We start from the raw sequence: 23,509 nt of genomic DNA on the forward strand, positions 1-23,509 counted from the left end.
ACCTCACTCGCCCCGCCCGCGGCCGTCAGGAATCGGAGACGCGGACGAGCCCCTCCTGCATCACCGACACCACCAGCTCGCCGGAACGGGTGAAGACCTGCCCCCTGGCCAGGCCGCGCGCGCCGCCCGCGAACGGAGTGTCCTGGTAGTAGAGCAGCCAGTCGTCGGCGCGGAACGGCCGGTGGAACCACATCGCGTGGTCGAGGCTGGCCCCCATCGTGCGCTTGTCGCCCCAGGCCAGGCCGTGGTTGAGCAGCACGGTGTCGAGCAGGGTCATGTCCGAGGCGTAGGTCATCAGGCACACGTGCAGCAGCGGGTCGTCGGGCAGCTCGCCGTCCACCTTCAGCCACACCGTCGACTCGGGCGTGGCGAGCTCGGCGTCGCCGGCCGCCTCCCAGGTGAGCGGGCTGGCGTGCCGCACATCGAACGGGCGCCGGTTCACGAACTCGGCCGCGACCCGCTCGCCGAACAGCGGCGTCAGCCGCTCCAGCGCGTGCGGCAGCGTCTCGGGCTCGGGCGCGGCGGGCATCGCGGCCTGGTGGTGCGGGCCGTCCTCGACGATCTGGAACGACGCCGACAGCGTGAAGATCGCCTTGCCGTGCTGGATCGCGGTGACCCGGCGGGTGGTAAAGGACCGCCCGTCCCTGACCCGGTCGACGGTGTAGACGATCGGGACCAGCGGATCGCCGGGCCGGATGAAGTAGGCGTGCAGCGAGTGCACCGGCCGGTTCACCGGCACGGTGCGGCCCGCGGCGACCAGCGCCTGCCCGGCGACCTGCCCGCCGAAGACGCGCTGCTGGCGGTCCTCGGGACTGCGCCCGCGGAAGATGTCGTTCTCGATCTGCTCGAGGTCCAGCAGGTCGATCAGTGCCTTCAGAGTCTCCTTCACAGCGGCCAGTCTCCCAAAGGGGCCCCTGTGAGCGGTGTCTCACCCCTCCCGCACCTGGTGGACGCGGTGGCGCGAGGGTGCGAGAGGGCGGTGCGCGGGCGCGAGGCGGCGCGGGGCGCGGGGGCCGGGCACCGGGCGCCCGGGGGTCAGGGGCCGCAGAGGGCCAGGACGGCGGCGCCGTACTTGTCGATCTTCACCTTGCCGACGCCGGGGATCTGGGCCAGCTCCTCCAGGGAGCCGGGGTCGCGTTCGGCGATGGCCTGGATGGTGGCGTCGGTGAAGACCACGTAGGCGGGGACGCGCTGCTCGGACGAGACGCCGGCGCGCCACTCCTTGAGGGCGATGAGCAGCTCCTCGTTGAGCTCGACGGGGCAGTCCTCGCAGCGGCCGAGCTTGCGTTCGACGGCGGCGGTGAGCGGCCGGCCGCAGACGCGGCAGGGCTGCGGGCCCTTGGCGCCTCGGCGCTTGCCGCGGTCGACGCGGGCCGGGGTGTGCGTGGTGGTCTTGCCGGTGAGCCCGTCGAGGAAGCGGGACGGGCGGCGGCGCCGAGCCCCGCCGGGCGACCGCGACAGCGCCCACGACAGCGACAGGTGCGCACGGGCGCGGGTCACGCCGACGTAGAGCAGGCGGCGCTCCTCCTCGATCTGCTCGGGCGTCTCGGCGTAGATGATCGGCAGGGTGCCCTCGACCAGCCCGGCCAGGAACACCGCGTCCCACTCCAGGCCCTTGGCGGCGTGCAGGGAGGCCAGCGTGACGCCCTCGAGCGGCGGGGCGTGCTGGGCGGCGGCGCGCTCCTCCAGCTCGGCGACGAACTCGGGCAGCGCGGCGCGCGGGTCGGCGGCGGCCATGTCCTCGGCGAGCTGGGCGAGGGCGGCCAGCGACTCCCAGCGGGCGCGGGCGACGCCGGCGCCCTCGGGAGCCCGGTCGCTGAAGCCCGCGCCGGACAGCACGTGCCGGACGGTCATGATCAGCCCGGTGCCGTCGGTCTCGGCGTCGGCGCCGGCGCGGGCGGCGCCGCGCAGCCGGATGACCGCCTCGCGGACCTCGGGGCGCTCGAAGAACCGCTCGGCGCCGCGCAGCACGTACGGGACGCCGGCGGCGGCGAGCGCCGCCTCGTAGTTCTCGGACTGGGAGTTGATCCGGTAGAGGACGGCGATCTCGCGGGCGGGCACGCCCTCGTCGACGAGCTTGCGGGCGCGGCGGGCGATGTCGTCGGCCTCGGCGACCTCGTCGTCGTACTCGTTGAAGATCGGCTCGGGGCCGGGCGGGCGCTGCGCCACCAGCTCCAGCCGGTAGCTCTGGGCCGCGGCGCCGCGGGCCTGGCCGATGACGCCGTTGGCCAGCCCGACGACCTGGGGCGTGGAGCGGTAGTCGCGGGTCAGCTTGACGAGCTTGGCGTCCGGGTGCTCGCGGGTGAAGCCGAGCAGGTGCGCGGGGCTCGCGCCGGTGAAGGAGTAGATCGTCTGGTTGGGGTCGCCGACCACGCACAGGTCGTCGCGGTCGCCGAGCCAGGTGTCGAGCAGCAGCTTCTGGAGCGGGTTGACGTCCTGGAACTCGTCGACGACGAAGTAGCGGTACTGCTCGCGGACCTGCCGGGCCACCTCGCGGTGCTCGGTGAGCACGGCGGCGGTCAGCTCGAGCATGCCCTCGAAGTCGAGCAGGTTGCGCTCGCGGCGGAGCTGCTCGTACATCGCGTAGACGCGGGCGACGTCGATCACGTCGGCGGGCGTCTTGCGGACGGACGCGGCGACCGCGGCGGCGTAGTCCTCCGGGCGGTTCTGGGTGACCTTGGCCCACTCGATCTCGGCGGCGATGTCGCGCAGCTCGCCGCGGCCGAACGAGAGCCGGCAGGACCGCGCGGCGTCCGCGACCAGGCCGATCTTGGAGTCGATGATCTTGGGTGGCTCGCCGCCGACGACGCGCGGCCAGAAGTAGGTGAGCTGGCGCAGCGCCGCGGCGTGGAAGGTGCGGGCCTGCACGCCCGGCGCGCCGAGCTCGCGGAGCCGCCCGCGCAGCTCGGCCGCGGCCCGGTTGGTGAACGTCACGGCCAGCACCCGCTGCGGCGCGACGACGCCGGTCAGCGTGGCGTAGGCGATCCGGTGGGTGATCGCCCTGGTCTTGCCGGTGCCGGCGCCCGCGAGCACGCACACCGGACCGCGCACCGCCTCGGCGACCTCGCGCTGGTCAGGGTCCAGGCCCTCCAGCACCCCTTCAGCCAACATGCCCCCATCCTTGCAGCCGCCGCCGACCGGATCCGCACGGCGCACCACTGTGGATAACCTCCGGAATGCGGGCCGGAGATCGTATGTTCTTCTTTACGCGGTATTAAACAGATCATTTGAACGAGGGAGACGACGCACCGATGGCGACGCCGACCACCCAGCGGGCCAAGGGCCCCACCGGGCAGCTGACCATGTACACGACCACGTGGTGCGGGTTCTGCCGGCGGCTGAAGAGCCAGCTCGCCCGCGACGGCATCGAGATGGCGGAGGTCGACATCGAGCGCGACCCGGCGGCGGCCGAGTTCGTGATGAGCGTCAACGGCGGGAACCAGACCGTCCCGACCGTCACCATCGGCGACACGATCGTCCTCACCAACCCCAGCGCCAAGGAGGTCAAGCGCCATCTCGCCGAGCTGGCCTCGGAGGGCTGACGCCACCCCGCCAAGGCCCGCCGTCCCGGCACGGGGCGGCGGGCCTTGGTGCGTTCAGACGCCGCGCTCAGACGTCGCGCCCGAAAACCACGGTTTCAGGACACCGCGCTCGGGGCGCCGCGCGCTCAGAAGTGCGGCATGTTGGGGAGTTCGCCGCCGTACCAGCGCATGATGAGCTGGGCGGCGATGGACAGCGGGCCGGGGGCGACGATCTCGCCCGCCTCGACGGCCTCGCGCAGTTCGGCGCGGGTGTACCAGGCGGCGTCCAGGATCTCTTCGGGGTCGGGGCGCAGCGGGACGTCGCCGTCGGCCTTCGCGGTGAAGCCCAGCATGAGGCTGCGCGGCAGCGGCCACGGCTGGCTGCCCAGGTAGCGGACGTCGCGGACCGCGAGCCCGACCTCCTCCATCACCTCGCGGGCGACGGCCTGTTCGAGGGACTCCCCCGGCTCGACGAACCCGGCCAGGATGGACCGGCGGTCGGCGGGCCACTGCGGGCCGCGGGCCAGCAGGATCCGGTCGGCCGCGTCGGTCACCAGCATGATCACGGCGGGGTCGACGCGGGGGAAGTGATCGGACCCGTCCTCGGTGCACGTGCGCACGTGGCCGGCCGACCTGACCTCCGTCGGTGCGCCGCAGCGCGGGCAGAACAGGTGGGTCGCGTGCCAGTGCTCCAGCGCGACGACGAACGTGAGCAGGCCCGAGTCGCGGTCGTTCAGCAGCGCGCCGACGCGGCGGAGCCCGGCGGGTTCGGTCCCCTCGATCGCCGGCAGCGGGGCGGCGGTCCCGAAGTAGGCGACGCCGGCCGGGTCGACGCCGAGCAGCCAGCGGTCGCCGGGCGGCGCGTCCCCTGGCGGGACGAACACCAGCGCGGGGTCCGGGTCGTGCGACACGAGCGAGCGCCCGTCCTCGACCACCAGCACCCGGGTGCGCGGGTCCGCCCAGGCCGTCTTCAGCCAGGCGTCGTCCCGGCGGCGCAGGGCGACCCGGTCAAGGGTGCCTCGCGCCAGGGCCAGCCATTCGAGGGGCGTCTCGGTCACGTGTCTCGATCTCCTTCATCCGGGTGCCGGTCGGGTGTCCTGCCTGGTGGCGGGCGCGGCGGGCGCCCGCCGGCCTTCTGGTCAGCGCAGCGCGGTGGCGAGTTCCTCCCACAGGTAGGCCGCCGCCTCGGCCCCCTTCAGCAGCAGCGGGAGCTCGACCTTCTCGTTCGGCGCGTGGATGCGGTCGCCGTTGAGGCCGACGGCGACGAAGATCAGCGGGGCGTCCAGGATGTCGGCGAGGTCGGCCTCGGGGCCGCTGCCGCCCTCGCGGGTGAACAGCACCTCGGTGCCGAACGCCCGCTCCATCGCGCGCCGCGCGGCCCGGACGCCGGGCGAGTCGATCGGCGAGAAGCACGGCCGGACGCCGCCGCCCGGGACGCGCACCTCGGCGGCGACGCCGTGCGGGGTGTGCTCGTCCACCCAGACCTTGAACGCCTCCTGGACCGTGACCGGGTCCTGGCCGGCGACCAGCCGGAACGAGATCTTGGCGTGCGCCTCGCGCGGGACGATCGTCTTGCCGCCGGGGCCGGTGTGCCCGCCCCACAGGCCGTTGACTTCGGCGGTCGGGCGGGCCCAGATCCGTTCGAGCGTGCTGAAGCCGCGCTCGCCGTGCGGGGCGCGGCTGTCGCCGGCGGTGCGCAGCCAGGCGTCCTCGTCGAAGGGGAGGCGGGCGAAGAGCTCGCGCTCGGCCTCGGTCAGCGGGACGACGTCGTCGTAGAAGCCGGGCAGGGTGACGCGGCCGTCGGCGTCGTGCAGCGCGGCGAGCAGGGACGCCATCGCGTGCAGCGGGTTCGGCACGGCGCCGCCGAACGAGCCGGAGTGCAGGTCGGTGGCGGGCCCGCGGAGCGTGACCTCGACCTCGGCGAGGCCGCGCATGCCGGTGCACATCGAGGGGACGTCCGCGGCCCACATCGTGGTGTCGCTGATCACGACCGCGTCGCAGCGGAGCCGGTCGCGGCGGGCGCGCAGCAGGCCGGCGAAGTGCACCGAGCCCGACTCCTCCTCGCCCTCGACCAGCATCTTGATCGTGACGGGCGGGGCGGCGGCGCCGGACGCGGCCAGCCCGGCGCGGACACCGAGGGTGTGGAAGAACACCTGCCCCTTGTCGTCGGAGGTGCCGCGGCCGATGAGCCGGTCGCCGTCCTCGACGGGGGTGAACGGGTCGGTGTCCCACTCGGCGCGGGGCTCGACGGGCTGCACGTCGTGGTGGCCGTAGACCAGGACGGTGGGCGCCGCGGGATCGGCGGCGGGCCATTCGGCGAAGACCGAGGGGAGCCCGGGGGCCTGCGGCGTCCCGGTCTCCCAGACCTCCACGGTCGGGAACCCCTGGGCGTTCAGGTGGGCGGCGAGCCAGTCGGCCGAACGCCGCACGTCGCCGGCGTGCGCCGGGTCGCCGGATATCGACGGGATCGCGAGCCATTCCTTGAGGTCAGCGACGAACCGGTCCCGGTTGGCAGTGATATATGCCGCTGCGTCCATCTGCGTGCCCCTTCGCATGTCGTACTGTCTGGCACTGTACGAGATCGGCTCTGTGTCCTTTGGAGTTGTGGTGATCCTGATCGATCCGCCGTTGTGGCCGGCGCGTGGGCGGGTGTGGTCGCACATGATCAGCGACATGTCGTTCGCGGAGCTGCACGCGTTCGCGGCGGGGCTGGGCATGCCGGTTCGGGCGTTCGAGCGCGACCACTACGACGTGCCGTCCGAGCTGTACGAGTCGGCATTGACGCTGGGGGCCCAGGCCGTGGGCTGCCAGGAGCTGCTGTCGCGGCTGACCTGCGCCGGGCTGCGCCGGCGGAAGGTCGTGCGGTCACGCCGCCCGGAGCGACCCGCGACGCTGGAACGGCCCGCCACGCTAGAGCGGCCCGCCACGCTGGAACAACCGGCCACGCTGGAGCGGCCCGCGACGCTTGCCTAGGAACAGGCCGCCACGCTTGCCTAGGGACAGGCCGCGCCGCCTGCCTTGGGACGGGCCGTCTCATGCGTTGAGCAGCAGTAGTTCGGTCTCGATGTTGTGCCGGGCGCGCTGCTCGAAGCGCTCCTGGGCGGCGGGCGTGTGGAAGAGGACGGGCAGGGCGAGGAGGCCCTGGAGGACCTCGGCGCGTCCAGCCTTGAAGAACTCGTCGGGGACGAACCCGTACTCCTCCCGCACGGCCGCCGCGTAGGCGGCGTAGCGGGCCGGGTCCGTGCCCAGGACGGCCAGGTCGGCGTCGCAGAGCACCTGGCCGTTGCGGTCGGCGGGCTCGGGAGCGTGCGTGGTGGTGAGCTCGACCAGCCGGACGACCTCGGTGACGGTCGCGTCCGGCAGGTCGGTGTCGGCGAGCATGCGGGCGGCGAGCCGGGCGCTGCGTTCCTCGTTGTCGGCGCGTTCGGGGTCGTAGACGGCGTCGTGGAACCAGGCCGCCAGCCGGACGGCGTCGGGCTCGGCGGCGTCGCCGGCCAGCTCGTCCACCAGGTCGAGGACGGCGGTGAGGTGCTCGCGGGTGTGGTAGCGGCGGTGCGGCTCGGCGTAGCGGGCGTCCAGCTCGGCGCCGATGTGCCGGGTCTGCGGTCCGGCCAGCGCGATCCACCGGTCGAGGAGGTCCATGGCCCCATCCTCTCGAAAGCCGGACGCGCCGGGACACGCGGTGTCATCGTTCTTGCACGCGCTCCGGCCCCCCGCCACTATGGTCTTCGAGTTAGGCAAGCCTTACCTCACTGACCTCGATGTGGAAGGGTGGCCGTGGCCGCCTCGCTCTGTCTCGTCGCCGGCAAGGCGACCGACTCGGTGACGTACGGGTTCCTGCCGGCCGCCCAACGGCTCGGGCTGGACGTGGTCCTCCTCACCGACCGTCCGGCCGCCCATGCCGGAGCCGACCGCACGGTCGTCGAATGCGACGTCACCGACTTCCGGGAGATCATCGCGTGCGCGGCGGCGCCCGCGGCGGTGTTCTCCAACAGCGACTTCCTCCAGGCGCCCGCGGCGCTGGCCGCCGCCTATTCCGGGCTGCCCGCCAAGGACTGGCGGGCGGCGACCCGGGCCAAGAACAAGTCGCTCATGCGCGGTCACCTGGCGGGCCTCGATCCGGTGTTCGCGGCGGATCCGGACGGGAACGGGGTGCCGGACGGCGCGCCCTACCCGCTCGTCCTCAAACCGCGAGAGGGCGTGGCCAGCGAGGACGTCTTCCTCGTGCGCGACGCGCGTGAGCTGGCCGCACGGCGCGACGAGATCCGGGCTCGGCGGGACGATCCGCTCATCGCCGAGGAGTATCTTCCGGGCGCGCTGCACACGCTGGAGACGCTGGGTGACGGCAGCGAGCTGCGCGTGCTGGGGTCGTTCCGCACGAGGATGTCGCCGCCGCCGTACTTCATCGAGGAGCGCCTGGAATGGGCTCCCCCGCCGCCGGAGACCGGGCAGGTGCTGGCGCAGCTCGAGCGGCTGGGCGTGGGGTTCGGCGCGTGCCACACCGAGTTCGTCGTGCACGAAGGACGCGCCCGGATCATCGAGGTCAACTACCGGCTCATCGGCGACCACTGCGACTTCCTGATGGCCGACCTGCTGGGCGTTCCGCTGTTCGAGCAGATCCTCCGCGTCCACCTGGGCGAACGGCTGGACGCGGAACGGCCCCGGCCGCGGTCCCGGCGGCACGCGGTGGCCGAGGCGGTCATCGCCGACCGCGCGGGCACGCTCACCGGCGCCCCCGGCCCCATGGAGGTGACCGATGGGGCCGTACGCGTCGCGTACCGGCCACAGCGCGCCGTCGGCGACACCTTCCCCTTGACCCGCACCAACCGGGACTACCTGGGCACGATCCGCGCGATCGGGCCGGACGCGGACGGCATCGAGGCCGCCATCGCCCGATTCCGCGCCGCCCACTCGTGGACGATCGCGTGACCGCGGAGGGCGGCGAAGGGGTGTCGGGGGGCGAGGGCGTGCTGGCCGCGCGGGTTCTGGACGCGCTCGTGCGCGAGGACTACGCGGGGTTGCGGGGCTTCGTCGACCGCGACCGGCGGCTGCTCCGGTTGGCGGGGCTGCCCGTACGGCTGCTGGACGCGCGCCCCGGGTTCCTCGCGGATCTGATCGTGGACCCAGGCCAAGGGCTGCGGTTGGACGAGGTGTTCGCTGCCGTGCGGGCGCTGGCCGATCCGCGTGACGACGTGGCGGCGTTCGAGCGGGAGTGCGAGTCCGCGCTGGCGACGCTGCGGTTGCATGAGCAGGAGCGTCCGGCGGTGCTGCGGCGGCTGGGACGGGTCCCCGAGGAGCTGCGGCGCGGGCCGGGCCCCTTCTACGAGACGCTCGCCGCGTTCACCGACCATCCCGTCCACCCGACGGGACGCTCCCGGGCCGGACTGAGCAGGGCCGACCTGAACCGGCACGCGCCGGAGTTCGGGCCGGTGTTCCCGCTGCGGTGGGCGACGGTCCCGCGTTGTGAGGCGACGCTGGCGGGCGTGCGTCCGGACTGGTGGCCGGACGGGCCGGACGGTCGGACGATGTTCCCCGTGCATCCGCTGACCGCGCCCTTCCTCAAGGAGCTGCCGGGCGTGACGGTCGACGCGGAACCGTTCCTCCAGGTCGTCCCCACGCTGTCGATGCGAACCGTGGTGGCGGGGCCGTTCACGCACCTGAAGATGCCGCTGCCGACGAGCACGCTCGGCCTGCGCAACCGTCGGACGATCGTGCCGGGCACGCTGCCGGACGGTGCTCTCACGGAACGGATCCTGCGCCGCGTGGTCGCACACGAACCGGACCTTCCACTGCTGCTCGCTGACGAACAGACCTATGGCCACGCCGGATCTCCCCTCCTGGGCTACCTGGTCCGGCGCTTCCCCGAGCAGACCGCGCGGGCGCACGTGGTGCCGGTCGCAGCCCTGCTGGCGGAGGCTCCGGAGGGCGGGTGCGTGATCGAACGCTGGGATGTGCCGTCCCTCTTCGGCGCCTACCTGGACGCGTTGCTGACCCTGAACGTCGCGCTCTTCCGCTATGGAATCGCGCTGGAGGCGCATCAGCAGAACGTGTCACTGGTCCTGTCCGGTGGCACCGACGGCGACGGTGCGGGTGGTCTGCTTCGCCTGCTGGTCAAGGACTATGACGGGACGCTGATCGATCCCGTCCGGCTGCGGGAGCGGCTCGGGCCCGGGGACGGTGACAGGGACGGGGACAGGGACGGCGCCGACCCGGGTGGCCTCATCGACCGGCGGATGACGACGCGCGACCCGGAGGCCCTCGCGCGCGTCTTCGTCACCATCACCCTGCACCTGTGCGCCGCCGCGCCCGCGTTCGGGCTGGCGGAACGGGGCCTGCTGCCGTTGCGGACCGGTCTGGCGATGGTCCGCGACCGGCTCGACGCGGCGCTCGGCCCACAGGACGCGTTCCTGCGCGCCCGCACCCTGGACGCGGCGCGCCTGCCGGGAAAGGCCATGGTCACCGCCGGGACCCTCGTCGACAAGGCCAGGACGGGCGCGGCCGACATCAACAAGCACTACGGCCCGCTCGGGCCCAACTACCTTCGGGACGGAACGTGCTGCTGACGAAACGGGCGCTGTGCGCCGCCGACGCCACCGCCACCGCGCTGCTCAACTGCCTGGTCAGAGAGGTCTGCGCGCCCGATCGACAGGTGTGGCCGGACGGGGGGCGCCTCGTGGTCCGGCTCCCCCGCGCGGGGGTGCTGCTGCGCGCCGGCCTCGCCCGTCCCCCGGCCGGCCCGACCTGGCGCCTGACGCCGCCCTACGAGGAGCGGCGCGGGGACGGCGGATGGATCGCCGCCGGATGGGACCGGCTGGCGGACCTGGTCGCCGGAGAGCTGGAACTGGCGACCGGCCGAGCCAACCCCGAGTTCCTGGCGCAGGTCGGCGACAGCCACGCCGCGCTCGTCGCCATCCTGCGCGCACGCGACGCACACGACGCGGACGACGCGGACGACGCGGACGACGCGGACGGCCCAGATGGCGGGGACGGCTCGCCCAGTACGCCCGGTGCACGCGCAGGGCAGCGCGCGCGTGAGCCGGAGGCCGGTCTGCCGGAGCGGATCGGACGCTATGTCGAGTCGGAGCAGGCCATGGTGGCGGGGCATCGGTTCCATCCGTCGCCTAAGGCCCGGCAGGGGGACGTCGCGCGATGGCTTCCCTATGCGCCGGAAGCGCGGGCCCGGTTCAGGCCGCACTGGCTCGCCGTGCGGGAGGAGCTGCTCGCCGAGGAGGGCGACGCGGAGGCGTTCGCGTCGCTGGAGCGTCTCGGGCCGCGTGTCCCTGCGGGGCATCGGCTACTGCCCGCGCATCCGTGGCAGCTCTCTCTACTGGACGACCGTCCGGTGCTGCGTCGCGCACTCGGCGAGGGGCTCGTCCAGGACCTCGGGCCGTCCGGGCCAGAGGTGGTCGCCACGTCTTCGGTCCGAACGGTCTACGTCCCAGCGGCGGACGTGTTCTGCAAGTTCAGCCTGGACGTGCGCATCACCAACTGCGTGCGCAAGAACGCGTGGTACGAGCTGTCCGGCGCGGTGGTCCTAAACCGGCTGCTCGGTCCCGTCTTCGCGGCGCTGGGGAAGCGCTTCGATGGTTGCGTCCTTCTAGGCGAGCCCGCGTACCGCAGTGTGGCACTGGCCGATCCGCGCCTGTTCGAGGGGCTCGGCGTGATCCTCCGCCAGGGCGTCGGCGGCCTGTCCGGCACTCCCCTACTGGCGGGCGCCCTGGCCGATCCGTACGGGACGGTCCTGAGCGGGCTGCCCGCTCTCGCCACCCCCGACGGGGCACTGGCCTGGTGGGACGCCTACGTGGCGCGGGTTGCGCCGCCGGTGCTGCACGCCTACCTGGACCACGGCGTGATCCTCGAACCGCATCTCCAGAACGTCCTGGTCTCCGTGGACGCCGACGGGATGCCGATCCGGGCCGTCTTCCGCGACCTGGAGGGGACCAAGCTCGCCTCCGGACGCTGGGACGAGGCGACGGCGGGCCTGCCGTCCCGGGTGCGGGAGGCGCTGACCTACGAACCTGGGCGCGGCTGGAACCGCGTCGTCTACTGCCTGCTCGTGAACCATCTGGCCGAGATCGCCGCCGCCGTCGCCGATCTGCATCCGGAGCTGGACGGGGACCTGTGGCCGACCGCCCGCCGCCATTTCGCGTCCGCGTCGGACCGTCCGGAGATGCGCGCGCTGCTGGCCGGGGTTCCGATCCCCGCGAAGGCGAACCTGCGCGCCCGCTGGGGCCGTACCGCCGACCGGGAGGCCGTCTACGTACAGGTCGCCAACCCGCTCGCCCCGTCCACGCCGTTCCCTGGTTGAGGCGGCGCCGTCCGTGCACCTGCCTGCACATGTCGCCGCCTATGTGCGGCGCCTGGATCGCTACCCCGCCTACGTGTACGACCTGCGCGGCCTGAGCGCGCACGCCGCCGCGATCCGCGCCGCGCTGGGCCCGGTGGAGCTCTTCTACGCGGCGAAGGCCAATCCGGACCCGGAGATCCTGCGGACGCTGGAACCCCATGTGGACGGCCTCGAAGTGTCGTCCGGCGGCGAACTCGCCCACGTGCGCGAGACTCTGCCGAACGTCCGCCTCGCCTACGGCGGCCCCGGAAAATCGGACGACGAGATCGCACTCGCCATGCGGCTGGCCGTGGAGCGGATCCACGTGGAAAGCCCGAACGAACCGGCACGCCTGGCCGAACTCGCGTCCGGGCGTCCCGTGGACGTCCTGCTGCGCGCCAACCTCGCGATCGCGCTTCCCGGTGCGGCCCTGACGATGAGCGGCCCGTTCGGCATGGACGAGGACACGCTGGACGCGTGCGCGCATGAGATCGCCCGCACGCCCGGCATCCGGCTGCGCGGCGTCCACGCGCACCTGGCGTCCGGCCTGGACGCGCCCACGATGCTCGACCTCGCCGGGCAGGTCACCGACTGGGCGCTGCCCTGGCTCGCGGCGCGCGGCGTCCGCCGCCCAGAGGTGAACGTGGGCGGCGGCATGGCGGTCGACTACCGCTCCCCAGAAGCCCGCTTCGACTGGACGGCCTACGGGCGCGGCCTCCCCAGGGACGGCACCGTCCGGCTCAGGATCGAGCCTGGACGGGCCGTCACCGCCTACCACGGCTGGTACGTGACGGACGTGCTGGACGTGAAGACCACCCACGGCGAGACCTACGCGATCCTGCGCGGCGGGACGCACCATCTGCGCACGCCCGTCACCAAGGGCCACGACCAGCCGTTCGCCGTCCCCGCCTCCAGCGGCCCGCCTGCCGGGCGCGCGACGCTGGTGGGGCAACTGTGCACCCCCAAGGACGTCTTCGCCCGCCACGTCACCGTTCCGGCCCTCCGGCCCGGGGACGTGGTGGCGTTCGGCATGGCGGGCGCATACGCGTGGAACATCTCGCACCACGACTTCCTCATGCACCCGAAGCCGACCTTCCACCACCTCCGCTAGTCGCCACAGCCCGGCCGCCACACGGCCGGCACGAGCGGCTGATCGACGGGCTGCTCACCCTGGCCGGCGGCGAGAGCACCGTGATCGGGTCCGCCCCGCTCGACCTCGCCGCCGCCCAAAGCCGCCCAGGCGTGAGCCCGCTGCCGGCGCGTCCCCACCCGGCATGCGCGACGTGCCCGCCGGGACCTACCGGCCCCGGATCTCCTCGGCCAGCCGCCGGAACCCCGCACTGCTCACCAGCAACGCGGGCCCACCCGGATCCTTGCTGTCCCGAATCGCCACCACCGCCGAAACCCGAGCGACCTCCACACAGTGGCCGCCGTTGTCACCGCTGCGCGAGGACTTCCGCCACCGCGCGTTGTTCAACTCCATTTTTCCGCCGCCACCCTTTTAATGAGTTCGATCGACTGCCCGAGGGGATAGGCATGAGCCTGAATCAATGCGAAAATCTCCCCGAGACGAATGATGTCCTCACGGTCGACGGTCGTCTCACCACGCAGAACACCATCCCTGTATGCTACCTCGTTCCCACCCGCGAAGGTACCTATCACGAACGGCCCGGACAGCCCTCCATGCTGGACGCACGGGACAATCTGAATTCTCACCCGGTGTGATGACAACGCGACCAGATGTCCGAGCTGATCGCGCATGACACCCCTCCCGCCGATGTCCCGATAGAGCACCGACTCGTCGATAACGCACAGCAGATTGGGCGGCTCCGGCTCACTCCGCGTGAGAATCTTCTGCCGCACCATTCGCGTGTCGGCCGCTCCCTCATTTCCGTCCAGCAGGGCGGTCGCGTACGCGGGGGTCTGCAACACCCCGTCGACGGCGAGCGGCTGGTAGCTGCGGATGTGCATCGCGTCCGGCTCACGCTTGAACCAGTCGGTGAACCAGGTCGGAACGGCCCCCACGCCCTTGAACAGGCCGTCCCACAGGCGGGTCAGCGCGTCCCGGGCGTCCAGGGCGCGGTCCGCCTCGACGGCCATCTTCCGGTCGCAGCCCGACTCGGCCCGTTCGACCGCGCTGATGGTGCTCTTCGCGTACGGGATCTTCTGGCTGAGCTGGAGGCAGGAGAATCCGGCCACCTCCCGGTAATGCCGCAGTTCGCTCCCGAAGAGCGCTTCCCGCGATTCCCAGGGACGTAGGTCATTCGGTCGCTGCGGCATCCGCTGCTCCCCTCGTCGGCCCGGCCGGTGATGGCCGGTGATGGCTGGTGACGCGATCCGCACGGCCGAACTTCGGCCGGTCACCGTGTTCTTCCGGTCACACAGCGTGCCATAGGGGTGATGATTTCGACTGGCAGTCGGACAACATTCCAAAGGTCGTCCCATGATCGACATAAACGCTCGCACACACGCAACGGCCGCGACGCTCGTCCTCGCGCCGACCGACCGGGCGCCCGCCGCGGCGCGCGCATTTCTCAGCGAGGTGTTCCGACAACGGGGCCTCGGCGACGATTACGTGGCGCGGCTCGTGATCACCGAACTCGTCACCAATGCCTACCGGCACACGGGCACGAAGATGATCGTGGCGCTGGTCCGAACCGAGAACGGCCCACCCGTCATCGAGGTGTGGGACCAGTGCGACCGGCTGCCCGACGTACGGCCGGCCGATCAGACGGCGGAGTCCGGGCGCGGGCTGCCGATGCTGTCGATGCTCGTCCATGAATGGGGCACCCGCCCGCTGGTGGAGGGCGGCAAGGCCGTATGGGCGCGCCTCATCGCCTGACGCGCACCGGAAGCCGGAAGAACTTGCGGAGCAGACCGTTCAGCCACCGCACGTCCGCCCGGGGAGGTCACCTCGCCTTTGACCTCGCCAGGTGAACATCGCCAGTGCCACACGAGTCGTGCACGCGCTCGCGTCCAGCACCCCACATATGGATCTGCCGTACTTGTACTCCTGGCCCCGGATCGCCGCGCGACTGCTCCAGGACGGCTGCCGGTGGCCGGCTCTGACCGAACTCGCCGCCATCGACGGCCCATCCGACCAGGATGCCGTCCTTGAGGAGAAGGTGGCCCGCCTGGCGCAGCAGACCCGAAGCGGCATCGGACCGGCATTGAACATCTGGGACATCGCTGCCGGGCTGATCGCCTGCATCTGGAAACATGGCGACTACGACGCCGGCGACGCGATCGCTCACCTCGACAGCCTGTGGAGCATCGCGCGACACTCGGACATGAAGCCGGGCTTGCGGCCCGAAGGCGTGAACATCATCGGTGAAGGCGTCGCGTTGTGGGCCGGCTTCGCCCACGTCGACGTCACCGCGGAAGCGGAGCAGGTACTGACCCGAGCGGTTCCGCTCATCCCTCCGGACCCGTTCAGCGCCCCGGTCTGCCACGCCGTCCTCGACGGCTTCTCCTGACAGGACTCACCCGTGTGGGGGATCTGGTCGACTCTGTGAGGGGAGTCGGGCGACCCGCTGGACCAGCAGGATCTTGGTCATGAGCCTGACTGTTTCGAACGTTCCGCGCTGGGCAGTGTGGGCCGGACACACCGCGGCACTGGTCGCCCTACCCTCAAGCCTGTGGCGGATCGGGCTCGCCCTCGGCCACCCCCTCGGATACACCCAACAAGGACTCCACGACCTCGTCGGCACCGACCAGTGGGGCCCCGTCTACCTCGTCGCCCTCAGCGTCCTCGCGGAAATCGCCGCCATCCTCACACTCGCCCTCATCCACCCCTGGGGCGAAGTCGTACCGCGATGGGTGCCACGACTGGGCGGAACGACCATCCCCACCAAAGCCGTACTGATCCCCGCCTGGACCGCCGTCGCAATCCACACACTGCTCTGGACACAACTACTCTTCTGGTGGACCATCCCCCACCCCGGCATGACCGAACAAGGCCGCCTCCTCGTCGGACTCCTCTACATGCCACTCATCGCCTGGGCACCACTCATGGCCGCCACCACCATCGCCTACCAACGCCGCCGACGCACCCAGACAACCTGACAGCCTGGCCGAGCGAATCACGGCCCTGACGAGCCACCGCAGCAACCGCCACGCCTTGAGCTGGGCATCCGCCCGCTCACCCGGCCTCGCCCATGCGCCGCCAGGCCGGGACGAGCAGGGCCTGGCGGCGAGGCACACGCGATGTGGGCAGGGCGGGGACGGCTAGGCCGGGGTGCCACCGGTGTTCTGGATCAGTTGCTTGAGCACCTTCAGGGTGGTGACGTAGTCGGCGTCATCGATGTCCTTGTGGATGCGGACCCCGATCGTCGGCGCGTGCTCCTTGACTCCGGCACGGGCCTTGTCCCCCGGCTCGGTGATCCACAGCCGTTCGTCGGCGTCGCGGGTGATCCAGCCGCGCTCCAGCAGAACCTCCGCCTCCGCCTTCAGATCGTCTTCGGCCCTGAGGTAGGAGCTCATGGCCTGCTGGAGTTCGGGGATGGTCATGCCCTGGCCGTCGGGCGAGATGTCGTTCTTCGACAGGTTGCGCAGCAGCCAGAACTGAGGCTGGGTGAAGCCGATTTCGGCGAGCTGGTCCCGGATGTACGAGATGACGGACTCGTAGGCCAGCCCGGTCCAGTACGCGGCCGGCTGCGTGGCGGAGATGTGCGGCGTCGTCATTTTCGGTTCCCCCCTGGGAAGGTCGGCTGATGTGGGAACCGTAGAACCTCAAGCTCACTTGAGGGCAAGTCCGGCATGTCGTACCCGCGGACTACGATCGCCGATCGTGAAGCTCGAAGATCAGCTATCGGTGTTGGCGGAGTCGGGCCTGCCGCTTTCAGCGGGCCGGACCGTCGCGGAGTTGTTGTACTCGTTTCCACGAGAGGCGTACGAGCGTGAGCCGTTCTCCCTGGTGCTGTTCACCCTCGGCATCGAGGTCGAGAGCGAGCCGTGGGGACGGTGGTTCTGCGACCGAGCGTGGAACTTCGACACCGAGTGCGTCCATGGGCCGGGCGCGTACGTCAAGATCGCCAGGCAACTGAGCCGGATCGCCGGTCGGCCGGACGCTCTGGCCGACCTGCGCGACCATGTCGATCTCGACATCGGGGAGGCGTGGATCGAGTACGCGGTCGGCGATCGCCGGCGCCGCTGGGACATCCAGGTCAGCGACGACTGGGCCGACCTGACGGTGGTCAGTCACCTGATGGCCGAGCTGGAGCACGACGGCCGGCGATTCCATTCGATGGAGAACGGCCAGTCCATGGTGCTGTTCTTCCTCGACGACGTCACGGCCGGCCGGCTCAACGAGATCGCGGGCGAGCGTCAGGTCGTCGCCGTTCAGACTGAGTTGGTCGCCGGCTGGTGATGATGCGGTGTGGGTTCGGGCGACGGCGGCGGCCGGGGCCGGCCCCGGCCGCCGCCGTCGTCGATGCTTCCTAGGGCTTCTGTCCGGGGCTGTCGACGATGCCCGCCTTGAGACGGACGGTCAGGTTCAGGAGGTCGCCCTTCTTGAGCGCGACTTCACCGTCGTTGCCGCGGCTCTCGTGGTCCTTGACGACGACCGCGCGCTCACCCCGGTACTCGTAGGTCTTCGGGTTGATCAGCAGCTCCTTGTGCAGCCAGCCCTCCTGCGAACGGCCGAGTCCGATCGCGGGACGGCCCGCCGCGTCCGCCCGCCCGGCGGCGAGCGTCACACCCGGGATCAGCTTGATCGCGCGGAACACCGCCGCCTCCGTCTTCGGCGGCAGCGGAGTGTCCCTGAGCACCGCACTGAGCATGGCGTACGCGGTCGCGTAGCGGCCCTCCGCCGTGCCGCCGAGCCCGCCCATGTCGGTGTAGAGCCGGCGCAGCAGCGCGCCCGGATCGGTCGGCAGCGCCACCAGCGAGGCGTAGTCGGACGGCGGGGTCGTCTGGGGGCCCGTCCCGATGGTCACCACCTTGCCGTGCTCCAGGTGTGCGGCCAGCTTGCCGTCCGCGCGCTTCCAGGTGCGTGTCACCACGCTCTTGGACGCGTCCTTGGAGACCGCTCCGTTCGGGGTGCTTCCCTCCCGCACCCGGGACTCCAGGTACACCCACTGATCAGGCCGGGGCGGGGTGAACGGGCGCTGCTCCGCCGCCAGCGCGGCCCGTTCGAGCGCCACCGACGCGTTGGCCACCGGCCCCGCGGGAATGCCGGGGAGCACCGGGCGAGGCCGGCCGTGCCCGTCCGTCCCTCCCGTCTGGACGACGGTGACGCCCACCGCGACCGCGGCGGCCAGGACGCCGACCGCCGCCAGCCGGACCGCCGGGCGCCGCAGCCGGAACCGCCGCGCCGGCCGGGCCTTCCCGCCCTCGGCGGGGGCGCCCGACAGCGCGGCGCGTTCCAGCAGCGCGGCGCGGGCCGAGGCACGCGCCGTGCCGGACGGTGCCGCGGGCTCGGCCCAGGTGTCGTGCAGAATCTCGAGGTCGTTCATCAGTTCAGGTCCTCTCTGAGCGGGTCGGTCTCGCCCAGCGCGGCGCGGATCTTCTTGCGGGCCCGGTGCAGTCGTGACCGCGCCGTCCCGTCCGGTATCCCGAGCGCCTCCGCGGCCCCCTGGAGACTGAGCTGCGCCCAGGCCACCAGCAGCAGGACGTCCCGGTCGCCGGACGACAGCGAGCCGAGCGCCGCCGCCAGCGCACCACGTCTCGCCCGCGCGTCGAGCCGTCCGGCGACCAGGTCGGCGTGCCCCTCGGCGACGGCGGGCACGCCGGTGCGGGCGAGCGCCCGGTACTGGCGCACCTCGGAGCGGTGGTGCCGGGAGATGAGGTTCGAGGCGATCCCGTACAGCCAGGGGCGCGCGTTGCCGCGCGTGACGTCGTAGCTCCCCTTCCGCCCGAAGGCGATGAGGAACGTCTCGGCCGCGACGTCGTCGGCGAGGCTCGCGCCGAGCCGCCGGGCCGCGTACCCGTGGACGGCGTCATAGTGCCGGTCGAAGACCTCGGCGAAGCATTCCGGCTCCTGCTGGGACCGCGCGATGATCGCGCCGTCCCCCTCACCGCGTCCGGCCGCCGTGCGCGGGTCCCGCGCCGGCGTCACCGTCGCCATGTCCATGCTTCTCGGTTCATGTCATGCCTTCCGCGTGGATGGTCACCCCTGCTTCGCCGATCCCCCGGCCCGCGTTCGCGGTGCGGTGCGGGAGAGCGGGGTGGGGCGGCTGCCAGCATCGGGAGTCGGAGCCGGGCTAGAAAGATCGGTATGGAACTCGCTCAGATACGCCTGATGGTGTCCGACTTCCCCGCGGTCTACCGCTTCTACCGGGACGTGCTCGGGCTCAAGCCGCAGTTCGAGGCCGAGAGCGGCCCGTACGCCAAGCTCAGCCCCGACACCGGACACGCCGCGATCGCGCTCCAGGACCGGGCGCAGATGGCCGAGGTGCTGGGGAAGCTGGCGGCGGAACCGGAGGGGTACCGCGTTCTGGTGGTACTGCGGGTGGACGACCTGGACGCCGCCCACGCCGAGCTCACCTCACGGGGGGGCGGCGTTCACCCGGGCCCCGGGCCCGATGGGCGATCGGATGAGGGTCGCCTACCTGGAGGACCCGGAAGGGAATCTGATCGAGCTCCAGGAGTGGCTGGCGCTGCGCGAGCAGGCTGGTAACACGCCGGCGTAGCAGCGGGGTCCGTCCGCCGGGTCAGGCTGGGCGCCCGGTCATCGCCGGTCGGGCAGGGTGATGTGCCACCGGCCGGACGGAGTGAGCCAGACGAGGAGTCCGGGCCACGGCTGGGTGAGCCTCCACCCCGGCGTCTGTTTGGTCCGGTGATGGCGGCGGCAGAGCGGGGCGAGATTGCACGCGCACGTGACGCCCGGCCGCCACGGCACCGTGTGGTCAAGATCGCAGCGTCCGGACGGGTTGTTGCAGGTAGGGAACACGCACGCGGCGTGCCGCGCCTCGACCTCGCGGCGCACGGCGGACGGTGCCCGGGATGCCCATGGCGGTCAGGCCCGCTGCCAGGACACACGGCGTCGCGCAGCTCGGCGATCCGGCCGGTCATCTCATCCAACGCGCGGGCGGTGTGAAGCGGAAGCGCATCGAGTCGTCCAGCGCGCCGCGCCCGCTCGGCGACAGCGGTGAGCCGCCCGTCGATGAGGGCGGCGAGTGCCTCGATGACGCCCGCCTCGCCGCGAAGCCCGTCGCCATCCCCGACCAGCGCCGGCACCCCGGCAGGGGCGGCGGGAGCACCGAGGTCAGGCTGAGCGGCACCTTCACTTCGGTGATTCGAGGGCATCCGCCGAGTGGGGGCGTCGCAGGTCTCTCCCCCACCGGCGGGCTGTCCGGCTTGAGCGAGCAGGGTGCGGACGGCGTCAGGGAGCGGCGCGCCGTGGAGGAGCTCTTTGGCCAGGTCGGCGCGGATCTGGTTGAGCGGACGGCTGTCACCGTCGCCCTTGAGCCCGTGGGCGGCTGCGCTGATCTTGTTGTAGATCGCGTGGGCGTCTGTGGCCGCCAGGTCCAGCAACGCCAGATTGGACGTTCCCGACGGCGTCTCCCACACCTCGAGCCGCCGGTTCTTCACCGTCGACGCTCGCCGGTCTTCGACGGCCGCGGGCGCGAGGCGCTCCACGATCCTGTTCACCTTGCGGCGGAGCTGTCCGGTGGTCTGGTCGGACGCGCCGTCCAGAACGGCCTGTTCGACACGTCCGGCGACGCCGTCGGGCATCCGGTCGGTCAGGTCGCAGATCACCCGCGCCTTCGACAGGTCGATGCGGCCCGTCTCCAACGCTCGCCGTGTTCCGGGGAGGTCGGTGCTCAGCCTCCCGGAGAGGTGCATCAGCGTCGCGGCGGCGTTCCCGGTGACGGTCAACGCGGCGGCGACCTCCTCAGTCGTCGACTCGAACGCGGACAGCACCCGGTAATCGGGATCACCGTCACGTTCGGCCCGCTCGCGGCGGTGGGCGAGCTCGGCGATCGCGGCCAGTTCACGTGCCTGCGCCCAAGCGGTCTGCCGACGCGCCGCCGCCGCCACCTCGAGAAGCTCGGGATCGGACAGGCCACCCAGCCGATCCCGGTCGCCCGACAGGCACACCGCCAACTGCGGCCCAGGAGGGAACCAGCCCCGACCGCCCCATTCACTCTGCGCCTCAACGAACTCGGCGAGCTGCACGGGCATTCCCATCAGGAATTCACCCCCCTTCCATCGAACGTCTTTCTTCACCCTATTATCAGCACCGAGATCCTTTCAAGTGACATTTTGGACAGAATTGTATTCTAAATCTTCCTCACCTCAGCGCCATCTCCCCTGGATCCAGGCGGCCGTCCAACGCTTCTTGCGGACCGAGGGCGGCTTTATCGGATAGGGGTGGCCAGGGCGGGTGGGTGGTTGCGGTGTCCTCTGCGGGCAGGCGCGAACGCGCAGGTTGCCGGTCGGCCGGCGGCACGTTGGCCGAGGTCACAGGCAGGGATGAGTGGTCTGGTTGAAGGTCGGCGCGGGGCCAGGGCTTGGAGCGCGCGCTTCGCGCGCACCCGCACCGACGGCACACCCCCAGCGCACGCGCCGACCCCAGGCCGCACCCGTCCTCGCTGACGCTTTTCCGTTCTTCTGCTTTTCGCTTTTCCGCGCGCGAAGCGCGCGTGCGCCGAGGAGCGTAGATTTCATCAAGGCCAAGAAACACACCTCTCTCCGCCGGAGACCTCAACCGAAGTGACCTCGACGGACCACCACGTGCACGCCATCACCGACCCGCAGGGGAAACCTCAGCAGGGCACCCGCCGAGCCTTCCCAGCTCGAAAGAAAGAAACCCCGGAATAGCAACAACCGAAACGCACGCATCGAAATGAACCTGCCGAACACGATCAACCGAACACTCCAACGCGCCGGCTTGCGAGCGTGGACGACTACGGGCATCGATGATGGGCCTCAGGATGCCGTCCCGAGGTCCGCTGCTACGCGAGACGCCGCTCCCCGCTACATATCTGACTTACCGCCGGGTATGTGCCTGGCTCACCCCCTGGACGAACGACGAACGACGAACGACGAACGACGTCCGGCCGTGAGGTCGGATGAGGAGAGAGGTCCCATGCTGCTGCTCGACCGGGTGCGTTCGCTGGCGGGTCTGGGAGTGCGGGCCGGGCGTGCGGTGCGCGACGTGGGGGTCCTGCATCCCGTCCGTCCGGACCGGGCGGCGCGGCTGCTGTTCCCGTACGTGCGGTTCGGGCCGGTGCCCGCGACGGTGGGTGCGATGTCGGCGCTTCGGTTCCCCGACCGGACGGCGCTGATCGATGAGCGCGGCGCGTTGACGCACGCGGAGCTGGAGGGGCGGGCTTCCGCGCTGGCCACGGCGTTGCGGGAACGGCTCGGCGAGGACGAGCGGGTGGGCGTGCTGTGCCGTAACCATCGCGGGTTCGTCGAGACCGTCCTCGCCGCGTCCCGGCTCGGGAACGACGTGGTGCTGCTCAACACCGACTTCTCCGCCACGCAGCTCGGGCAGGTCATCGAGCGCGAGGGGGTGGGCCTGCTGGTCCACGACGAGGAGTTCGACCCGGTCGTGGACGGCGCCTCGTTCGGCGGGCGGCGGGTGCACGCCTGGTCGGGCGGCGGAACGTACGAGACGCTCGACGAGCTGGCCGAGGCGACCACGGCCGAGCCGGTGATGCCCGGACGGGTCAGCAGGGTCGTCGTGATGACCTCGGGCACGACCGGGACGCCCAAGGGCGCGCGGCACGACATCTCGATCGGCTCGGTGCTGCCCGCCGCGCTGAGCCATCTGATGCGGGTGCCGGTGCGGTCGGGCGCGCCGATCGTGATCGCGCCGCCGCTGTTCCACGTGCTGGGGTTCGGGTACCTGTCGGTCGGGCTGGGGATGGGGATGCCGGTGGTGCTCTCGCGGCGCTTCGACCCGGCCGCGACGCTGCGGGCGATCGAGGAGCACGAGGCGGAGGCGCTGATCGCGGTCCCGATGATGCTCCAGCGGCTGCTGGACGCGGGCACCGTGACCACGACCGCCACCGTGTCGCTGCGGGTGGTCGTGTGCGGCGGGTCGGCGCTGCATCCGCACGTGTCGGAGGCGTTCATGGACGCGTTCGGGGACGTGCTGCACAACGTGTACGGGGCCACCGAGACCGGCTGGGCGACCATCGCGACGCCCGAGGATCTGCGGGCGGCGCCCGGAACCGTCGGCCGGCCCTCGTACCGCCTCACCGTCCGGATCCTGGACGAGGACGGGCGGGAGGCGCCGCCTGGGGACGTGGGCGAGATCCACACCGGCGGCGGACTCCGGTTCGCCGGGTACACCGGGGGCGGCGGCAAGCGGGTGCGGGACGGCCTGACCGGCACCGGCGACCTCGGGCACTTCGATGACGCGGGACGGCTGTTCGTCGACGGCCGGGTCGACGACATGATCGTGTCCGGTGGCGAGAACGTGTTCCCCGGCGAGGTCGAGGACCTCCTCGGCGGGCACCCCGGGATCGCCGAGACCTCGGTCACCGGCGTCGACGACGAGAGGTTTGGCCGGCGGCTCGCGGCGTACGTGGTGCGGGCCGAGGGGGCGAGCGTGGACGAGGACGATGTCCGCGCCTACGTGAAGGCGCACCTGGCCCGCTACAAGGTCCCCAGGGACGTCCACTTCGTCGACGAGCTGCCCCGGACCAGCACCGGCAAGGTCAAAGCGCGGGCGCTGCGGGGCTGACCCGGCGCCGCCCCAGGGCGG

23 protein-coding genes are annotated in these 23,509 nt (G+C 71.8%); 12 read left to right on the plus strand and 11 right to left on the minus strand.

Annotated features, from left to right (window positions below; translation table 11 throughout):
• Nucleotides 1-25 precede the first annotated feature (25 nt).
• Nucleotides 26-889, minus strand: a complete 864-nt coding sequence (gene tesB, locus QP090_RS07675) for an acyl-CoA thioesterase II (RefSeq protein ID WP_285937818.1) — start codon at nucleotides 887-889, stop codon at nucleotides 26-28.
• A 146-nt stretch (nucleotides 890-1,035) separates the two neighbouring features.
• Complete coding sequence (locus tag QP090_RS07680) at nucleotides 1,036-3,111, minus strand: ATP-dependent DNA helicase UvrD2 (protein WP_285937819.1); 2,076 nt, start codon at nucleotides 3,109-3,111, stop codon at nucleotides 1,036-1,038.
• 140 nt (nucleotides 3,112-3,251) lie between these two features.
• Here QP090_RS07680 and QP090_RS07685 point away from each other — a divergent pair, with 140 nt between their 5' ends.
• Nucleotides 3,252-3,542, plus strand: a complete 291-nt coding sequence (locus QP090_RS07685; protein WP_285937820.1) for a mycoredoxin — start codon at nucleotides 3,252-3,254, stop codon at nucleotides 3,540-3,542.
• Nucleotides 3,543-3,667: 125 nt separating this feature from the next.
• On the opposite strand, the gene nudC is transcribed toward QP090_RS07685, so the two are convergent.
• Nucleotides 3,668-4,579: an NAD(+) diphosphatase gene (gene nudC, locus QP090_RS07690; RefSeq protein WP_285937822.1), complete on the minus strand. Its 912-nt coding sequence runs from the start codon at nucleotides 4,577-4,579 to the stop codon at nucleotides 3,668-3,670.
• Between the two features lie 81 nt (nucleotides 4,580-4,660).
• Nucleotides 4,661-6,058: a dipeptidase gene (locus QP090_RS07695; RefSeq protein ID WP_285937823.1), complete on the minus strand. Its 1,398-nt coding sequence runs from the start codon at nucleotides 6,056-6,058 to the stop codon at nucleotides 4,661-4,663.
• Between the two features lie 70 nt (nucleotides 6,059-6,128).
• On the opposite strand from QP090_RS07695, the gene QP090_RS07700 reads away from it, so the two are divergent.
• A complete protein-coding gene (locus QP090_RS07700) occupies nucleotides 6,129-6,494 on the plus strand; it encodes a DUF4031 domain-containing protein (RefSeq protein ID WP_432763016.1) in 366 nt (121 codons plus the stop codon).
• A gap of 60 nt (nucleotides 6,495-6,554) precedes the next feature.
• On the opposite strand, the gene QP090_RS07705 is transcribed toward QP090_RS07700, so the two are convergent.
• Complete coding sequence (locus tag QP090_RS07705; protein WP_285937824.1) at nucleotides 6,555-7,163, minus strand: HD domain-containing protein; 609 nt, start codon at nucleotides 7,161-7,163, stop codon at nucleotides 6,555-6,557.
• Between the two features lie 135 nt (nucleotides 7,164-7,298).
• Here QP090_RS07705 and QP090_RS07710 point away from each other — a divergent pair, with 135 nt between their 5' ends.
• From QP090_RS07710 to QP090_RS07725, 4 genes are read left to right on the plus strand one after another with little or no spacing between them, the layout of a single operon-like run.
• Nucleotides 7,299-8,450 (plus strand): ATP-grasp domain-containing protein, encoded by a 1,152-nt coding sequence (locus tag QP090_RS07710; protein ID WP_285937825.1) that lies wholly within the window; start codon nucleotides 7,299-7,301, stop codon nucleotides 8,448-8,450.
• Complete coding sequence (locus QP090_RS07715; RefSeq protein WP_285937826.1) at nucleotides 8,447-10,084, plus strand: IucA/IucC family protein; 1,638 nt, start codon at nucleotides 8,447-8,449, stop codon at nucleotides 10,082-10,084. The genes QP090_RS07710 and QP090_RS07715 overlap by 4 nt, the downstream gene beginning before the upstream one ends.
• A complete protein-coding gene (locus QP090_RS07720) occupies nucleotides 10,075-11,829 on the plus strand; it encodes an IucA/IucC family protein (protein ID WP_285937827.1) in 1,755 nt (584 codons plus the stop codon). Before QP090_RS07715 ends, QP090_RS07720 begins: the two co-directional genes overlap by 10 nt.
• A gap of 13 nt (nucleotides 11,830-11,842) precedes the next feature.
• Nucleotides 11,843-12,958 (plus strand): alanine racemase, encoded by a 1,116-nt coding sequence (locus tag QP090_RS07725; RefSeq protein ID WP_285937828.1) that lies wholly within the window; start codon nucleotides 11,843-11,845, stop codon nucleotides 12,956-12,958.
• Nucleotides 12,959-13,144: 186 nt separating this feature from the next.
• On the opposite strand, the gene QP090_RS07730 is transcribed toward QP090_RS07725, so the two are convergent.
• Nucleotides 13,145-13,330: a DUF397 domain-containing protein gene (locus QP090_RS07730; RefSeq protein ID WP_285937829.1), complete on the minus strand. Its 186-nt coding sequence runs from the start codon at nucleotides 13,328-13,330 to the stop codon at nucleotides 13,145-13,147.
• Complete coding sequence (locus QP090_RS07735) at nucleotides 13,321-14,127, minus strand: helix-turn-helix domain-containing protein (protein WP_285937830.1); 807 nt, start codon at nucleotides 14,125-14,127, stop codon at nucleotides 13,321-13,323. Before QP090_RS07735 ends, QP090_RS07730 begins: the two co-directional genes overlap by 10 nt.
• A 163-nt stretch (nucleotides 14,128-14,290) precedes the next feature.
• On the opposite strand from QP090_RS07735, the gene QP090_RS07740 reads away from it, so the two are divergent.
• From QP090_RS07740 to QP090_RS07750, 3 genes are all read left to right on the plus strand, one after another.
• Complete coding sequence (locus tag QP090_RS07740) at nucleotides 14,291-14,689, plus strand: ATP-binding protein (RefSeq protein WP_285937831.1); 399 nt, start codon at nucleotides 14,291-14,293, stop codon at nucleotides 14,687-14,689.
• 91 nt (nucleotides 14,690-14,780) lie between these two features.
• A complete protein-coding gene (locus QP090_RS07745; RefSeq protein WP_285937832.1) occupies nucleotides 14,781-15,323 on the plus strand; it encodes a hypothetical protein in 543 nt (180 codons plus the stop codon).
• A gap of 79 nt (nucleotides 15,324-15,402) precedes the next feature.
• Nucleotides 15,403-15,912 carry a hypothetical protein gene (locus QP090_RS07750; protein WP_285937833.1) on the plus strand — a complete coding sequence of 170 codons (510 nt, stop codon included), beginning with the start codon at nucleotides 15,403-15,405 and terminating at the stop codon, nucleotides 15,910-15,912.
• Between the two features lie 162 nt (nucleotides 15,913-16,074).
• Here the strand turns inward: QP090_RS07750 and QP090_RS07755 are convergent, their stop codons facing one another.
• Entirely contained in the window at nucleotides 16,075-16,530 is a 456-nt protein-coding gene (locus QP090_RS07755) for a MarR family winged helix-turn-helix transcriptional regulator (RefSeq protein ID WP_285937834.1), read from the minus strand.
• A 106-nt stretch (nucleotides 16,531-16,636) separates the two neighbouring features.
• Between QP090_RS07755 and QP090_RS07760 the strand changes: the two genes are divergently transcribed.
• Nucleotides 16,637-17,215 (plus strand): hypothetical protein, encoded by a 579-nt coding sequence (locus tag QP090_RS07760; RefSeq protein ID WP_285937835.1) that lies wholly within the window; start codon nucleotides 16,637-16,639, stop codon nucleotides 17,213-17,215.
• A 70-nt stretch (nucleotides 17,216-17,285) separates the two neighbouring features.
• On the opposite strand, the gene QP090_RS07765 is transcribed toward QP090_RS07760, so the two are convergent.
• Both QP090_RS07765 and QP090_RS07770 read right to left on the minus strand, forming a co-directional pair.
• Entirely contained in the window at nucleotides 17,286-18,302 is a 1,017-nt protein-coding gene (locus QP090_RS07765) for a CU044_5270 family protein (protein WP_285937836.1), read from the minus strand.
• Nucleotides 18,302-18,913: an RNA polymerase sigma factor gene (locus QP090_RS07770; RefSeq protein WP_285937837.1), complete on the minus strand. Its 612-nt coding sequence runs from the start codon at nucleotides 18,911-18,913 to the stop codon at nucleotides 18,302-18,304. The genes QP090_RS07765 and QP090_RS07770 overlap by 1 nt, the downstream gene beginning before the upstream one ends.
• Nucleotides 18,914-19,063: 150 nt before the next feature.
• Here QP090_RS07770 and QP090_RS07775 point away from each other — a divergent pair, with 150 nt between their 5' ends.
• The gene (locus QP090_RS07775) at nucleotides 19,064-19,465 is read left to right on the plus strand and encodes a VOC family protein (protein WP_285937838.1); all 402 of its coding nucleotides are present in this window, start codon (nucleotides 19,064-19,066) and stop codon (nucleotides 19,463-19,465) included.
• Here the strand turns inward: QP090_RS07775 and QP090_RS37620 are convergent.
• The gene (locus tag QP090_RS37620; protein WP_432763031.1) at nucleotides 19,351-20,979 is read right to left on the minus strand and encodes a DUF222 domain-containing protein; all 1,629 of its coding nucleotides are present in this window, start codon (nucleotides 20,977-20,979) and stop codon (nucleotides 19,351-19,353) included. The genes QP090_RS07775 and QP090_RS37620 overlap by 115 nt on opposite strands.
• Nucleotides 20,980-21,880: 901 nt before the next feature.
• On the opposite strand from QP090_RS37620, the gene QP090_RS07785 reads away from it, so the two are divergent.
• Nucleotides 21,881-23,488: an AMP-binding protein gene (locus tag QP090_RS07785; protein WP_285937840.1), complete on the plus strand. Its 1,608-nt coding sequence runs from the start codon at nucleotides 21,881-21,883 to the stop codon at nucleotides 23,486-23,488.
• The last annotated feature ends 21 nt before the right edge of the window (nucleotides 23,489-23,509 follow it).

The sequence above is a fragment of the Actinomadura xylanilytica genome, from assembly GCF_030283145.1.
GTDB lineage: Bacteria > Actinomycetota > Actinomycetes > Streptosporangiales > Streptosporangiaceae > Spirillospora > Spirillospora xylanilytica.